Raw genomic sequence first — 15,605 nt, 5'->3', positions numbered from 1 at the left:
CACGGGCAACGATGATCGACGCGTACGAGGATCCGGGGACTCCCGACTGTCGTGGCGGATGGCGCTATCTGTGGTGGCTCGTCGTGCGCCAGTCCATGCGGTCCGCCATGGGGGCGCTGATCTCCAGCGTGTGGATGGTGCTGCTGGCGGCGACCCCGTACCTGATGTCCCGTGCCGTCGACGACGGGCTGGCGGCCGGTGATTACGGCGCGTTGGCGGGGTGGACGGGTGCGCTGGTCGCGGTGGGGGCGTTCAACGCCTGGCTGAGCATCATGCGGCACCGCACGATGACGCGGGTGCGGATGGACAGCAACTTCCGCACGGTCAAGGTGCTGATCGGCCACGCGGTACGACTCGGTGCCACGCTGCCACGCCGGATCGGGGCCGGGGAGGTCGTCACGATCGGCGTGGGCGACGTCCAGACCATCAGCCAGTCCCTGACCGTCGTCGGCCCGGGTGTCGGTGCCGTCGTCGCCTATCTGGTGGTCGCCGGTCTGTTGATGTCGGTGTCGGTGCCGATCGCCGTCGTGGTGCTGCTCGGGATGCCGCTGGTCGGCGTGCTCGTCGGGCCGCTGCTGGGCCGGTTGCAGGGCACCGAGACGGAGTACCGGGAGCGGCAGGGCGTACTGACCGCACGGATCGCCGACCTCGCGGGCGGCCTGCGCGTCCTCAACGGCCTCGGCGGCAAGGGCCTGGTCGCCGACGCCTTCCACCGCGACTCGCAGCGACTGCGGGCGCAGGGCTACCGGGTCGGGGCGGTGACCAGCTGGGTGCAGGCGCTCGGCGTGGGGCTGCCCACGCTGTTCCTGGCCGTGGTGACCTGGCTGGCGGCGCGGCTGGCCGCCCAGGGCGCCATCACCGTGGGCGAGTTGGTGGCGGTGTACGGCTATGTCGCCGTGCTGGTGGGGCCGGTGGCGTTCTTCATCGAGTGCGGTTACCAGGTCAGCCGTGGCGTGGTGGCGGCGCGGCGGGTCGTGGGGTTCCTGCGGCTGGAGCCGATGGCGGACACCGGCACACGGGACGCACCGGCGGAGCCGGCGACCCTCCACGACCCCGCGTCCGGGGTGCGGGTGCCGCCTGGCCGGCTCACCGCACTGGCCGCCGCGCTGCCGGCCGACGCCACGGCCGTCGTCGACCGCCTCGGCCGCTACGTCCCGTCGGCGGCGACCTGGGGCGAAGTGCCCCTGAGCGCGATCGCGTTACCGCAAGTGCGGGAGCGCATCCTGGTCGCCGACCACGAGGCCGACCTGTTCGCGGGCACGCTGCGGGAGCTGGTGGCCGGCCACGCGGACCGGGACGAGTCGGCGATCACTCAAGCGGTGTACACGGCGGTCTCCGAGGACATCGTCCGCGGCCTCCCCGACGGCATCGACACCCCGATCGACGCCCAGGGCCGCAACCTCTCCGGCGGCCAACGCCAGCGCGTCCGCCTGGTCCGCACGCTGCTGGCCGACCCGGAGGTGCTGCTGGCCATCGAGCCGACGTCGGCCCTGGACGCCCACACGGAGGCACGGGTCGCCGAACGCCTGCACTCGACGAGACGGGGCCGCACGACGCTGGTGACGACGACCTCCCCCTTGGTCCTGGCCCGAGCGGACACGGTCCACTACCTGGTCGACGGCAAGGTGGCGGCCACGGGCACCCACCACGAGCTGCTGGAAGGGGAGCCGGGCTATCGCGCCCTGGTGGCCCGGGACGAGACCGCCGAGGAGCTTGCCAAGTGACGGAAGCCAAACGCCCCTCAGGGGCGCGGGGAACTGCGCGACCAGCCACGAAGCACCCGCACTCGGCAGACAACCCCAAGTCCCGAGCTCGTAGCCGCAGCACAGCCCTCCCCGTCGCAGAACCGCGAGATGTCCGACGAGCCACCACCCGCCTGATCCGAGCCGACGCCCGCTCCTTCACAGCCGTACTCGGCCTGAACGCCCTCGCCGCGCTCACCGGCCTGGCCGCCCCCTGGCTGGTGGGCCGCATCATCGACGAGGTCAGACGCGGCGCAGGCGTCACGACCGTGGACAAACTCGCCCTCGCCATCCTGATAGCGGCAACAGCCCAGCTGTTGCTGGCCCGCTGGGCCCGCTACGTAGGCCACCGCTTCGGCGAACGCACCCTCGCCCGGGTCCGCGAGGACTTCGTGAACCGCACGCTCGCGCTGCCCGCGTCGGTCGTGGAGCGGGCCGGCACCGGCGACCTGACGGCGCGCGGCACGGCCGACGTGGCGGCCGTCGGCACCACCCTGCGCGACGCCGGGCCCGAGCTGCTCATCAACTCCGTACAGGTCCTGTTCCTGCTGGGCGCGGTCCTCGCGCTGGACCCGCTGCTCGGCGCCTGCGGTCTGCTCGGTCTGGCCGGCCTGTGGCCGGTGCTGCGCTGGTATCTGCGCCGTGCGCGCACCGGCTACCTCGCCGAGGGTGCGGCCACCTCGGACGTCGCGGAGATCCTCGCGGCCACCGCCTCCGGCGCCCGCACGGTGGAGGCGCTGCGGCTGGAGCGGCGGCGGGTGGCGGCGAGCCGGGACGCGCTGGAGGAGTCGCGCCGGACCCGCCTGCACACGCTCTTCCTGCGCACGGTGTTCTTCCCCTCGGTCGAGATCGCCTATCTCGTCCCCGTGGCGACGGTCCTGCTCGTCGGCGGGGCACTGCACGCGCGGGGCACGATCAGCCTGGGCACGGTGGTCGCGGCGGCGCTGTATCTGCAGCAGATGGTCGGTCCGCTGGACGAGATCCTGATGCGGGTCGAGCAACTCCAGAGCGGCGGCGCCTCGTTCGCCCGTGTGGAGGGCCTGGCCCGCGCCCCGCGGGCGACGGACGCCGGCTCCCCCACCCCCACGGACGACCGCATCGACGTGACCGGCGTGCGCTACGCCTACGACCGCGGCGGCGAGGTCCTCAGCGACGTCGACCTGACCGTTCGGCCGGGGGAACGGCTGGCGGTGGTCGGCCCGTCCGGCGCCGGCAAGACGACCCTGAGCCGGCTGCTCGCCGGTGTCGACGCGCCGACCGCCGGCTCGGTGACGGTCGGCGGTGTCCCGGTCGTCGCGCTCGGCCCGGAGCAGCTGCGCCGTCAGGTCGTCCTGGTCACCCAGGAGCACCACGTCTTCCTCGGCTCGGTCCGCGACAACCTCCGTATCGCCGAGCCGTCCGCCACGGACGAGGAGGTGTGGGCCGCGCTCACCGCGGTCGGAGCCGACGCCTGGGTACGGCGGCTGCCCGACGGGCTCGACACGACGCTGGGCGACGGCGGGCACGGCACGGACGGCTCGCAGGCCCAGCAGCTGGCCCTCGCGCGCGTGGTGCTGGCCGACCCGCACACCCTGATCCTCGACGAGGCGACGGCCCTGCTCGACCCGACGACGGCCCGGCACACCGAGCGCGCCCTGGCCGCCGTGCTGAAGGGCCGTACCGTCATCGCCATCGCCCACCGCCTGCACACCGCTCACGACGCCGACCGCGTGGCCGTGATGGAGAACGGCCGCCTCACCGAGCTCGGCACCCACGACGAGCTGGTCACGACGGACGGGGCGTACGCGGCACTGTGGCGGTCCTGGCACGGGGAGCGGCCCGCGTCGCCCGGAACGGCGTAGGCCTGATCAGGCGATCTATGCTCGATGCCAGCACTGTCCGCTTCTCCTGGGGAAGTCCGTTGAACTTCTGGTCGCTCTACCAGCACGGCTTCGCGCGCGTCGCCGCGTGCACCGGCCACACCGTCATCGCCGACCCGCACGCCAACGCGGAAGCGGTTCTGCGGCAGGCGCGCCGGTGCGCGCAGGAGGGCGTCGCCGTCGCCGTCTTCCCCGAGCTGGGCCTGACCGGGTACTCAATCGAGGACCTGCTGCTCCAGGACGCGGTTCTCGACGAGGTGGAGCAGGCGCTCCAGTCGGTCGTGGCGGGGTCGGCGGACCTGCTGCCGGTGCTGGTCGTGGGCGCCCCGCTGCGTCATCGGCACCGGATCTACAACTGCGCGGTGATCGTGCACCGCGGCCGGATCCTCGGCGTCTCGCCCAAGTCGTACCCGCCGAACTACCGGGAGTTCTACGAGCAGCGGCAGATCGCGTCCGGTGAGGACGAGCGCGGCGGGACGATCCGGGTCGGCGGCGCTCAGGTGCCGTTCGGCGTGGATCTGCTCTTCGAGGCGCAGGACGTCCCCGGTCTGGTGCTGCACGCGGAGATCTGCGAGGACATGTGGGTCCCGGTGCCGCCGAGCGCGGAGGCCGCCCTGGCCGGCGCGACCGTGCTGGCCAACCTCTCGGGCAGCCCGATCACGGTCGGCCGGGCCGAGGACCGGCGGCTGCTGTGCCGCTCGGCGTCCTCGCGCTGTCTCGCGGCGTACGTGTACTCGGCGGCCGGTCTGGGCGAGTCGACCACCGACCTGTCCTGGGACGGGCAGACCATGATCTACGAGAACGGCGCCCTGCTGGCCGAGACGGACCGGTTCGCGCTCGGCGAGCAGTACGCGGTCGCCGACGTCGACCTCGACCTGCTGCGACAGGAGCGGCAGCGGATGGGCACGTTCGACGACAACCGGCGCACGCACGCCGGGCGCACCGGTGACTTCCGGCGGGTGGACTTCCGGCTCGACCCGCCGACGGCGGACCTGGGCCTCAAGCGCCGGGTCGAGCGTTTCCCGTTCGTGCCGGCCGACGCCGAGCGTCTGGCCCTGGACTGCTACGAGGCGTACAACATCCAGGTCGCGGGCCTCCAGCAGCGGCTGGGCGCGATCGGCGGCCCGAAGGTGGTCATCGGGGTGTCCGGCGGGCTGGACTCCACGCACGCGCTGATCGTCGCCGCCCGGGCGATGGACCGCGCGGGGCGCCCGCGCAGCGACATCCTGGCGTTCACCCTGCCGGGCTTCGCCACCAGCGACCACACCAAGGGCAACGCCCACAAGCTGATGAACTCGCTCGGCGTCACCGCGGCCGAGCTGGACATCACGCCGACGGCGCGGCTGATGCTTCAGGAGATGGGCCACCCGTTCGCGTCCGGCGAGCCGGTGTACGACGTCACCTTCGAGAACGTGCAGGCCGGCCTGCGCACCGACTACCTGTTCCGGCTCGCCAACCAGCGCGGCGGCATCGTCCTGGGCACCGGCGACCTGTCGGAGCTCGCGCTGGGCTGGTCCACGTACGGCGTGGGCGACCAGATGAGCCACTACAACGTCAACTCCGGTGTGCCGAAGACGCTGATCCAGCATCTGATCCGCTGGGTCATCACCAGCGGCCAGTTCGACGCGGAGACCGGCGAGACGCTGGCCGCGATCCTCGACACGGAGATCAGCCCGGAGCTGGTGCCGGGCGAGGAGATGCAGTCGACGGAGTCGAAGATCGGCCCGTACGCGCTGCACGACTTCACGCTCTTCCAGGTGCTGCGGTACGGCTTCCGGCCGTCGAAGATCGCCTTCCTGGCCTGGCACGCCTGGCACGACCCGGACACCGGCGCCTGGCCGCCCGGCTTCCCCGAGGCCAAGCGGGTGGCGTACGACCTGGCGGAGATCAGGCGCTGGCTGGAGGTCTTCTGCCGTCGCTTCTTCGCATTCGCACAGTTCAAGCGCTCGGCGATGCCGAACGGGCCGAAGGTCTCGGCCGGCGGTTCGCTGTCGCCGCGCGGCGACTGGCGAGCGCCGTCGGACGGCAACGCGGCTGCGTGGCTGCGCGATCTCGCGCGCTTCGACGATTGATGCGTCCGATCCGTTTATCGAACGTGAACTCCCGGACAACGAACGATTTCCGGCCAACTTCCTGACGCGGTCCTGACAGAAACCGCAACCACCTGCCACTCTTCCCACGGCCGCGACACAGCATCCCCACAGCGCCGTCACACTGCGGCGCCCGCGGCTGAACTCCGCACGCGCACGTCGAGTTTCCGCACGCGCACGTCGTTCTGCGTACCACTTGTTCTGCCCGGACGGCCCACCCGCCGGCCGGTCTCCCCTGGCCGCGTGATCCGCGGCCGCGCAGAAGGAGTCAGTGTTGAGAGACAGTTCCTCCCACAGACGCACCTCCCACACCACGCGTCACACCACGCACCGCCGCGCAGCCGCCGTCGCTCTCGTCGGCGTCTCCGCCCTGATCGCGGCGGCCGTCCAGTCGGGCGCAGCCACCGCAGCCCCGGAGAAGGCACCGTCGGCGGCGGGCAAGGTCATACCGGGCGCCGAGTCGGTCAAGCTGTCCCCCGCCCAGCGCGCCGAGCTGATCCGCGAGGCCAACGCCGGCAAGGCGGACACCGCGAAGGACCTGCGCCTGGGCGCCAAGGAGAAGCTGGTCGTCCGTGACGTCCTCAAGGACGGCAACGGCACGGTCCACACCCGCTACGAGCGGACGTACGACGGCCTGCCCGTCCTCGGCGGCGACCTCGTCGTCGAGACGGCGAAGTCGGGCGCGACCGAGGCCGTCGTCAAGGCGACCCGGGCCGCCATCAAGCCGCCCACCACGACCGCCGCCGTTCCCGCCGCCAAGGCGGAGAAGCAGGCGCTGGCCGCGGCGAAGGCGGAGAAGGCCAAGAGCCCGGACGTCAACAAGGCGCCCCGCAAGGTGATCTGGGCCGCCAACGGCAAGCCGACCGTGGCGTACGAGACGGTCGTCGGCGGCTTCCAGCACGACGGCACCCCGCAGGAACTGCACGTCGTCACCGACGCCACCACCGGCGCGAAGCTGTACGAGTGGGAGGCCATCGAGACCGGCACCGGCAACACGGTCTACAGCGGCACGGTCACCCTCGGCACCACCCAGTCCGGGTCGACGTACAACCTCACGGACGGGGCGCGCGGCGGACACAAGACGTACAACCTGAACCGCGGCACCTCCGGCACCGGCACCCTCTTCTCCGGTCCCGACGACGTCTGGGGCAACGGCAGCCCCTCCAACCTGGAGTCGGCCGGCGCGGACGCGCACTACGGTGCCGCTCTGACCTGGGACTACTACAAGAACGTACACGGGCGCAGCGGCATCCGCGGCGACGGTGTGGGCGCGTACTCGCGGGTCCACTACGGCAACAACTACGTCAACGCGTTCTGGTCCGACAGCTGCTTCTGCATGACGTACGGCGACGGCTCGGGCAACGCCAACCCGCTGACGTCGATCGACGTGGCCGCGCACGAGATGACCCACGGGCTCACCTCGAACACGGCCGGCCTCATCTACAGCGGCGAGTCCGGCGGCCTGAACGAGGCCACCTCCGACATCTTCGGTTCGACCGTCGAGTTCTTCGCCAACAACTCCTCCGACGTGGGTGACTACCTCATCGGCGAGGAGATCAACATCAACGGCGACGGCACCCCGCTGCGCTACATGGACAAGCCGAGCAAGGACGGCGCGTCCAAGGACAGCTGGTACTCGGGCATCGGCTCGATCGACGTGCACTACTCGTCGGGCCCGGCGAACCACTTCTTCTACCTCCTGTCGGAGGGCAGCGGCACCAAGACCATCAACGGTGTCACGTACAACTCGGCCACGTCGGACGGCCTTCCGGTCACCGGCATCGGCCGGGACAAGGCGGAGAAGATCTGGTTCCGCGCGCTCACCACGAAGTTCACGTCCACGACCAACTACGCGGGCGCCCGCACCGGCACCCTCGCGGCCACCGCCGACCTCTACGGCACCGCCGGCGCCGAGTACAAGGCGGTCCAGGACGCGTGGGCGGGCATCAACGTGGGCTCCCGGCCCGGCGGAGGCGGCGGCACGTCCTTCGAGAGCGGAACCGACGTGGCGATCCCGGACCGGGGCGCGGCGGTCACCTCTCCGATCACCGTCTCCGGGCGGACCGGGAACGCACCGTCCAACCTCCAGGTCGCCGTGGACATCGTCCACACCTACATCGGTGACCTCAAGGTGGATCTGGTCGCCCCCGACGGCACGGCGTACACGCTGAAGGGCTACGGCACCGGCGGCAGCGCGGACAACCTCAACGCCACCTACACCGTGAACGCGTCCTCCGAGGTCGCCAACGGTGTCTGGCAGTTGCGCGTCCAGGACAACGCGGCCATCGACACCGGTTACATCAACAGCTGGAAGCTGACCTTCCCGTAGGCCAGTTGACGGTCTGACCAAGACAGGGCGTCGTCTCGGTGGGTTCAACTCCCGCCGGGACGGCGCCCGTTCATGTTTCTGAAACATTCACCCAACAGTCAAATCTTGGCCAACATCACCGTCCCCTCCTGACATGTACGCGCCGCAGGTGTCACGCTTCCCCCACCCGCCGCACCAGCACCAATGCACTTCCCCCACAAAAGGAGCTCGTGTGACCCCCCTCTACGCGCGTCGCAAGCGCACGACCCTGGCCATCGCCACCACCGTGGCAGCCGGGGCCCTCCTCACCACCGCGCTGACCACCGGTGGTTCGGCCGCAGCGGCCCCCGCGGGCGCCGGCACCAAGGCCGCCCCGCTCGCCGTACCGGTCGCGCTCGCCCCCGCGGCCCGCACCACCCTCATCAAGGACCAGCAGGCCAAGGCGGCCGGCACCGCCGACGAGATAGGCCTCGGCGCCCAGGAGAAGCTGGTCGTCAAGGACGTCGTCAAGGACGCCGACGGCTCGGTCCACACCCGCTACGAGCGCACCTACGCGGGCCTTCCGGTCCTCGGCGGCGACCTGGTCGTCCACGAGTCGGCGACCGGCGCGAGAAAGGGCGTGACCAAGGCGACGAAGGCCACCGTCAAGGTCGCCTCGCTCAAGCCGGCGGTCACCGCGGACAGGGCCGAGAGCCAGGCCGTGAAGCTCGCCAAGGCGGCCGGCTCGGAGAAGACCGCGGCCGACCAGGCGCCCCGCAAGGTGATCTGGGCCGCGAACGGCAAGCCGGCCCTCGCCTACGAGACGGTCGTCGGCGGCCTCCAGGACGACGGCACCCCGAACGAGCTGCACGTCATCACCGACGCCGCCACCGGCAAGAAGCTGTTCGAGTACCAGGGCATCGAGACCGGCACCGGCAAGAGCCTGTACTCGGGCACCGTCACGCTCGGCACGACCAAATCGGGCTCGACGTACAACCTCACGGACGGCACGCGCGGCGGCCACAAGACGTACAACAAGGCCCGCAGCACCAGTTCCTCCGCCGGAACGCTGTTCACCGACGCGGACGACACATGGGGCACCGGCACCGCCTCCAGCTCCTCCACCGACCAGACCGCCGCCGTCGACGCGGCCTACGGCGCACAGGAGACCTGGGACTTCTACAAGGAGACCTTCGGCCGCAGCGGCATCAAGAACGACGGCAAGGCCGCGTACTCGCGCGTCCACTACGGCAACGCGTACGTCAACGCGTTCTGGGACGACAGCTGCTTCTGCATGACGTACGGCGACGGCGAGGGCAACACCAACCCGCTGACGTCGCTGGACGTGGCCGGCCACGAGATGACCCACGGTGTCACCTCCAACACCGCGGGCCTGAACTACTCCGGCGAGTCGGGCGGCCTGAACGAGGCCACCTCCGACATCTTCGGCACGTCGGTGGAGTTCTTCGCCAACAACTCCGCCGACGTCGGTGACTACCTCATCGGCGAGGAGATCGACATCAACGGCGACGGCACCCCGCTGCGCTACATGGACAAGCCGAGCAAGGACGGCGCGTCCAAGGACAGCTGGTCGTCCTCGCTGGGCGGCCTGGACGTGCACTACTCCTCGGGCCCCGCGAACCACTTCTTCTACCTCCTGTCGGAGGGCAGCGGCGCGAAGACGATCAACGGGGTGAGCTACAACTCCCCGACGTCCAACGGCTCGACGGTCACGGGTATCGGCCGCGCCAAGGCCGCCGCGATCTGGTACAAGGCCCTGACCGAGTACATGACGTCGACGACGAACTACAAGGCCGCCCGCACGGCGACCCTGAGCGCGGCGTCCGCCCTGTACGGCTCCACCAGCACGGAGTACAAGACGGTGGCCGCCGCCTGGTCGGCCATCAACGTCAGCTGACGCAGGCGTAGCCGAAAGGGGCGGCACCCGGGAGGAAGGCATCCCCGGGTGCCGCCCTACGCTTGGGCCCATGTCCTTCACGTACGACGACGTCGGCGCGACCCGGGAGAACGGCTTCTGCCCGCCCGGCTTCCACCCCCTGCATGTGCGCACCCGCATAGGCGAGGGCGAGGATGTCTTCCGCCGAGCCTCCGAAGCGGTCATGACCTGGGAAATGCACCGCTCGATGGGCGTCGGCATAGAGGCGTCCGCCGACCGGGCGGCCCCCGAGGTCGACGTCACGGTCACTCTGGCCGGACTGATCAAGGCCCCGTGCCGGGTGGTCTGGACGGCGGAGGAGCACCGCCGGGTGGGCTGGGCGTACGGCACGCTTTCCGGTCATCCCGAATGCGGCGAGGAGTCCTTCCTCGTGGACCGCACGGGGGACGGGACGGTGTGGCTGACCGTGCAGGCCTTCAGCCGCGCGGCCAAGTGGTACGCGCGGGCGGGAGGACCTGCGACGCGGGGGCTGCAGCACGCGTACGCGCGACGGTGCGGCAATGTGCTGCGGCAGATGTGCGAGACCGAGGGGGACTGAGGGACACCGCAGCCCCCCTGGACGACGTCACCGCAGCAGGACCCCGGCCCCCTCCCCCACGTCCTCGGAGGGCACCGCCACCAACCCCAGCTCCGCACTCGACGCCAGCAGCCGGTGCGACGGCAGAATCCGGACGGTGTATCCGTAGGGTCCCGTCCGGTCGAGGGCCAGCGGGCCCTCGTACACCCACCGGCCCTCCGGGTCCGGACTGCCCGTCGGCTTCAGCGCAACCGTCGAGGCGTCCGCGATGCGGTCCTGGGAGTCGACGCGGCCCGAGACCGCCTGGACCTCGACGTCGTCCGGCCCGAGGTCGCCGAGGCCCACGCGGACCCGGAGGCTGAGCGTGGAGCCGAGTTCCGCGGTGGGTGTCGCCGCCGACGTCTCGAGGTGGTCGACCGTGACGCCGTGCCAGGCCGAACGCACCCGCGCCTTCCAGCCCGCGAGCTCACGCGCCGCGTCCGGCGTCATCGCGCGGTGGGCGTGGGCGGCCGGGGTGTAGAGGCGCTCCACGTACTCGCGGACCATCCTGCCCGCCAGGACCTTCGGGCCGAGCAGGGTCAGGGTCTGGCGGACCATCTCGATCCAGCGGTCCGGCAGGCCGTTCTGGCCCTGCTCGTAGAAGCGCGGGGTCACCCGCTGCTCCAGCAGGTCGTACAGCGCCGCCGCCTCTATGTCGTCGCGGTGGTCCGGGTCCGTGCCGGTGCCGTCCGCGGTGGGGATGGCCCAGCCGAAGTCCGGCTGGAACCACTCGTCCCACCAGCCGTCCAGGACGGAGAGGTTGAGGCAGCCGTTCAGCGCCGCCTTCATGCCGGAGGTGCCGCAGGCCTCCAGGGGGCGCAGCGGGTTGTTGAGCCAGATGTCGCAGCCCGGGTAGAGCTTCTGCGCCATCGCCATGCCGTAGTCCGGGAGGAAGACGATCCGATGCCTGACCCGCGGGTCGTCGGCGAACCTCACCAGCTCCTGGACCAGGCGCTTGCCGCCGTCGTCCGCCGGGTGCGCCTTGCCCGCCACCACGATCTGGATGGGCCGCTCCGGGTGCAGCAGCAGGTCCATCAGCCGGTCGCGGTCCCTCAGCATCAGCGTCAGCCGCTTGTACGAGGGGACCCGTCGGGCGAATCCGATCGTCAGGACGTCGGGGTCGAGGACGCCGTCGATCCAGCCCAGCTCGGCCGTCCCGGCGCCGCGTTGGCGCCAGGAGGTGCGCAGCCGGTCCCGTACCTCCGTCACCAACTGCTCGCGCAGGTTCCGGCGCAGCTCCCAGACGTCCTGGTCGGGGATCTCCGCGACCGCGTCCCAGCGGTCCGAGCCGCCGACGCTCATGGCGTCCTCGGTGCGCTGGGCGCCGATCTGGCGGGCGCCGAGGCGGAAGACCTCGGGGGCGACCCAGGTCGGGGCGTGGACGCCGTTGGTCACGGAGGTGATCGGCACCTCGTCGGGGTCGAACCCCGGCCACAGGCCCGAGAACATCTCGCGGCTGACGTTGCCGTGCAGCAGCGAGACGCCGTTCGCGCGCTGGCCCAGGCGCAGGCCCATCACGGCCATGTTGAACAGGTTGGGCTCGCCGCCCGGGTAGGTCTCCATGCCGAGCTGGAGGATCCGCCCGACCTCAAGGCCCGGGAGTTCGGCGTCGGGGCCGAAGTGGTGGGCGACCAGCTCACGGTCGAAGCGGTCGATGCCGGCCGGGACGGGCGTGTGGGTGGTGAAGACCGTGCCGGCGCGGACGGCTTCCAGTGCCGGGTCGAAGTCCATGCCCGCCGCGCAGAGTTCGGCGATGCGCTCCAGGCCGAGGAAGCCGGCGTGGCCCTCGTTGGTGTGGAAGACCTCGGGTTCGGGGTGGCCGGTCAGACGGCAGTACGTCCGGACCGCCCGCACTCCTCCTATGCCCAGCAGCATCTCCTGCAGCAGCCGGTGCTCGCTGCCGCCGCCGTAGAGCCGGTCGGTCACGCCGCGTTCGCCGAGGTCGTTCTCCTCGACGTCCGAGTCGAGCATCAGCAGGGGGACGCGGCCGACCTGGGCGAGCCAGACGCGGGCGTGCAACTGCCTGCCGCCGGGCAGGGCGATGGAGACCTGCGCGGGGGTGTCGTCGGGTTCCTTCAGGAGCGCGACCGGCAGCTCGTTGGGGTCCAGGACCGGATAGTGCTCCTGCTGCCAGCCGTCGCGGGACAGGGTCTGCCGGAAGTAGCCGTGCCGGTACAGCAGGCCTACCCCGATGAGGGGCACGCCGAGGTCGCTGGCCGCCTTGAGGTGGTCGCCGGCGAGGATGCCGAGGCCGCCGGAGTACTGGGGCAGGGCGGCCGTGATGCCGAACTCGGGTGAGAAGTAGGCGACGGCGGTGGGCAGTTCGGCGGACTGGTCCTGGTACCAGCGCCCGCCCGTGACGTAGTCGTTCAGGTCACCGGCGGCCGCGGCCAGCCGGCGCAGGAAGCGGCGGTCCTCGGCCAGCTCCGCGAGCCGCCCGGGCGACACGCTGCCCAGCAGCCGTACGGGGTCGTTGCCCGAGGCGGCCCAGCACTCGGGGTCGACGGACTGGAAGAGATCGCGGGTCTCCGCATGCCAGGACCAGCGCAGATTACGCGCCAGATCGCTCAGGGGGCGGAGGGGTTCGGGGAGCACTGGACGGACGGTGAATCGACGGATCGCCTTCACATTCCACCTCGGGCAGCGCGTGGCAGGGGACACACGGCGGTGTGGGTCCCGTCATCGCAACCGACAGTATCGGTATGCGGGGGTTCGCAACCACCGTGCGTTTTTGTGGGGTGTCAAGCGCGGAGAACAGAGCACGTACGTCCGGAAAACGCCGCAACCTTTACGGATCACCGATGCCCGGTATGGCCGATTCCGCCCCCGTAGGCCTCCTTGTGGCGACTTCTCACACCACGAGAGGCTGAGCGGTGGCGCGCCGGCCCAGACGGGGTGCACCCCGTGTTCCAGGGCCGTTATGCGCCGAGTTGAGGAGGGGAACCCACACCATGGCACGGACGCGCATACGGCGTCTGCGCCGGGCCGGTGGTCTGACTGCGGTGACCTGTGTCATCGCGCTTTCGGCCACCACGATGCCCGCGCACGCCGCACCGGAGGGACAGATACTCGGCGCCGGGGACCCCGGCTCCGTCAGCGGCAGTTACCTGGTGACGCTCAAGGGGGGAACGAAGGCTCCGTCGGGGGCCGGAAAGAGCCTCGCCGAGAAGTACGGGGCGAAAATAAGCCATACCTACGGCACGGTCCTCAACGGCTACGCAGTCCGGGCCAACGAGAGACAGGCCAAGCGGCTCGCGGCCGACTCCCGGGTCGCGTCGGTCGTCCAGGACACCCGAGTGACGCTGGACCACACCCGGAAGAACCCGCCAACTTGGGGACTGGACCGCATAGACCAGCGGAACCTGCCGCTGGACAGGAGCTACACCTGGCCGGAGTCGGCGGGCGCCGGCGTGACGGTGTACGTGATCGACACCGGCATCCGCATCTCGCACAAGGACTTCGGCGGCCGGGCGAGCTACGGGTGGGACTTCGTCGGCGACGACAGGGCCGCGAGCGACGGCAACGGCCACGGCACCCATGTCGCCGGCACCATCGCGGGCAAGCAGTACGGCGTCGCCAAGAAGGCCAAGGTCGTCGCCGTGCGGGTCCTCGACAACGCCGGCGGCGGCAGCACGGCCGACGTCATCGCCGGAATCGACTGGGTGACCAGGCACGCCAGGAAGCCGGCCGTCGCCAACGTCAGCCTCGGCGGCCACCGCAACTCGCAACTGGACGCCGCCGTACGCAACTCCATCGCGTCCGGCGTGACCTACACGGTCGCGGCGGGCAACGACGGGCTGCCGGCCGGCCGGTACTCCCCCGCCGCCGTGCGGGAGGCGATCACCGTGGGTGCCACCGACAGAAAGGACGCACGGGCGGGCTTCTCCAACTTCGGTTCGGTTCTGGACGTATTCGCCCCGGGCGTGTCCATCACTTCGGCGTCGTATGCAAATGACACCGGCAAGGCGACCTATTCGGGGACGTCGATGGCGTCCCCGCACACCGCGGGTGTGGCCGCGCTCTATCTGGCCGGCCACCCCAAGGCGAAGCCCGCACAGGTGTCCAAGGCGCTGGTGGCGCAGGCTGTCACCGGGAAGGTCTCCGGGCGGGGGCTCGGCTCGCCGGACAAACTCCTCCAGGTACCGGGCTCATAGCGGCCTCTTCACGCCGAATTGCAGGCACCGGCCCCGTTCTTCAGGAACGGGGCCGGTCTTGTGTGTAGACATACGCGTGAGTAGTTAACAAAGTGCCGGATTGCGTACCCGAATAGGGTGGGAAGGCTCCAGCGGTAACCCCACCCGTGCGCCCCCGGGCGCGCGCCGGAACGAACCACGCAGGACCCACCTCCCCACAGCCATCCGCCCACCCAAGATGACGCGGACAGGAGCGGTCATGCCCGCCATGCACCACCAGTCGTCCTCACCCCCGACGTCGCGCACCGAAGCACCCCCAGCCCCCCGCACCGCACGCACCGACCCCGGACCCCCGGCTCCGGAGCGATCCTCCGCGAACGACAAGGCGGCCGGTGTCGGGCGCATACCCGTCCTCGACGTCCGCCCGGTCGTCCAGCACGGGCGCAGGCCCGCGAAGGCCGTGACCGGCGAGACCTTCGAGATCTCGGCGACCGTGTTCCGGGAGGGACACGACGCGGTCGCCGCCAATGCCGTACTGACCGACCCGGACGGCCGGCCCGGCCCCTGGACACCGATGCGCGAACTCGCCCCGGGCACCGACCGCTGGGGCGCCACCGTCACCGCCGGAGAGCCGGGCCACTGGACCTACCGGGTCGAGGCCTGGGGCGATCCGGTGGCCACCTGGCGGCACCACGCACAGATCAAGATCCCGGCCGGGATGGACACGGAACTGGTTCTGGAGGAGGGCGCGCGACTGTACGGGCGTGCGGCCGCCGAGATCCCCGAGAGCGAGGGGCGGTCGGTGATCCTCGCGGCCGTCGAGGCGCTGCGGGACGAGAACCGCCCGGCCGCCTGGCGGCTGGCGGCCGCGTCGACGCCCGAGGTGGACGCGGTGTTGGGGCGGTATCCGCTGCGGGACCTGGTCACCGCCTCGGACCCGCTGCCCCTGCTGGTGGAGCGGGAGCGGGCCCTGTTCGGCTC

The 15,605-nt window shown here is 71.1% G+C and carries 9 protein-coding genes; 8 read left to right on the top strand and 1 reads right to left on the bottom strand.

Annotated features, from left to right (window positions below):
• The first annotated feature begins 11 nt into the window (after positions 1–11).
• From ACZ7L5_RS35355 to ACZ7L5_RS35330, 6 genes are all read left to right on the top strand, one after another.
• Positions 12–1,724 (top strand): ABC transporter transmembrane domain-containing protein, encoded by a 1,713-nt coding sequence (locus tag ACZ7L5_RS35355; RefSeq protein WP_471522141.1) that lies wholly within the window; start codon positions 12–14, stop codon positions 1,722–1,724.
• A 152-nt stretch (positions 1,725–1,876) separates the two neighbouring features.
• Positions 1,877–3,583 carry an ABC transporter ATP-binding protein gene (locus ACZ7L5_RS35350; protein ID WP_471522573.1) on the top strand — a complete coding sequence of 569 codons (1,707 nt, stop codon included), beginning with the start codon at positions 1,877–1,879 and terminating at the stop codon, positions 3,581–3,583.
• Between the two features lie 59 nt (positions 3,584–3,642).
• A complete protein-coding gene (locus ACZ7L5_RS35345; RefSeq protein ID WP_471522139.1) occupies positions 3,643–5,673 on the top strand; it encodes an NAD(+) synthase in 2,031 nt (676 codons plus the stop codon).
• A 292-nt stretch (positions 5,674–5,965) separates the two neighbouring features.
• Positions 5,966–8,020: a M4 family metallopeptidase gene (locus ACZ7L5_RS35340; RefSeq protein ID WP_471522137.1), complete on the top strand. Its 2,055-nt coding sequence runs from the start codon at positions 5,966–5,968 to the stop codon at positions 8,018–8,020.
• A gap of 211 nt (positions 8,021–8,231) precedes the next feature.
• Positions 8,232–9,896 carry a M4 family metallopeptidase gene (locus tag ACZ7L5_RS35335; protein ID WP_471522135.1) on the top strand — a complete coding sequence of 555 codons (1,665 nt, stop codon included), beginning with the start codon at positions 8,232–8,234 and terminating at the stop codon, positions 9,894–9,896.
• 70 nt (positions 9,897–9,966) lie between these two features.
• Entirely contained in the window at positions 9,967–10,473 is a 507-nt protein-coding gene (locus tag ACZ7L5_RS35330) for a DUF1990 family protein (protein ID WP_471522133.1), read from the top strand.
• Between the two features lie 27 nt (positions 10,474–10,500).
• Here ACZ7L5_RS35330 and ACZ7L5_RS35325 read toward each other — a convergent pair whose 3' ends face one another.
• A complete protein-coding gene (locus ACZ7L5_RS35325) occupies positions 10,501–13,119 on the bottom strand; it encodes a glycosyltransferase family 1 protein (protein ID WP_471522131.1) in 2,619 nt (872 codons plus the stop codon).
• Positions 13,120–13,442: 323 nt separating this feature from the next.
• On the opposite strand from ACZ7L5_RS35325, the gene ACZ7L5_RS35320 reads away from it, so the two are divergent.
• Together ACZ7L5_RS35320 and ACZ7L5_RS35315 are read left to right on the top strand one after the other, a co-directional pair.
• Positions 13,443–14,645: a S8 family peptidase gene (locus tag ACZ7L5_RS35320; protein ID WP_471522129.1), complete on the top strand. Its 1,203-nt coding sequence runs from the start codon at positions 13,443–13,445 to the stop codon at positions 14,643–14,645.
• A gap of 238 nt (positions 14,646–14,883) precedes the next feature.
• A partial coding sequence (locus ACZ7L5_RS35315) for a maltotransferase domain-containing protein (protein ID WP_471522127.1) occupies positions 14,884–15,605 on the top strand: 722 nt, incomplete at its 3' end.

The organism is Streptomyces sp. NPDC107528 (assembly GCF_055639295.1).
Note: the sequence above shows the minus strand (reverse complement) of the source record. Positions and strands in the feature narration are given on the sequence as shown.

What these genes read in the sequence shown, in the direction of transcription:
- ACZ7L5_RS35320 (WP_471522129.1), top strand. Translation starts at nt 13,443, where the DNA reads ATGGCACGGACGCGCATACGGCGTCTGCGCCGGGCCGGTGGTCTGACT.
- ACZ7L5_RS35355 (WP_471522141.1), top strand. Translation starts at nt 12, where the DNA reads ATGATCGACGCGTACGAGGATCCGGGGACTCCCGACTGTCGTGGCGGA.
- ACZ7L5_RS35330 (WP_471522133.1), top strand. Translation starts at nt 9,967, where the DNA reads ATGTCCTTCACGTACGACGACGTCGGCGCGACCCGGGAGAACGGCTTC.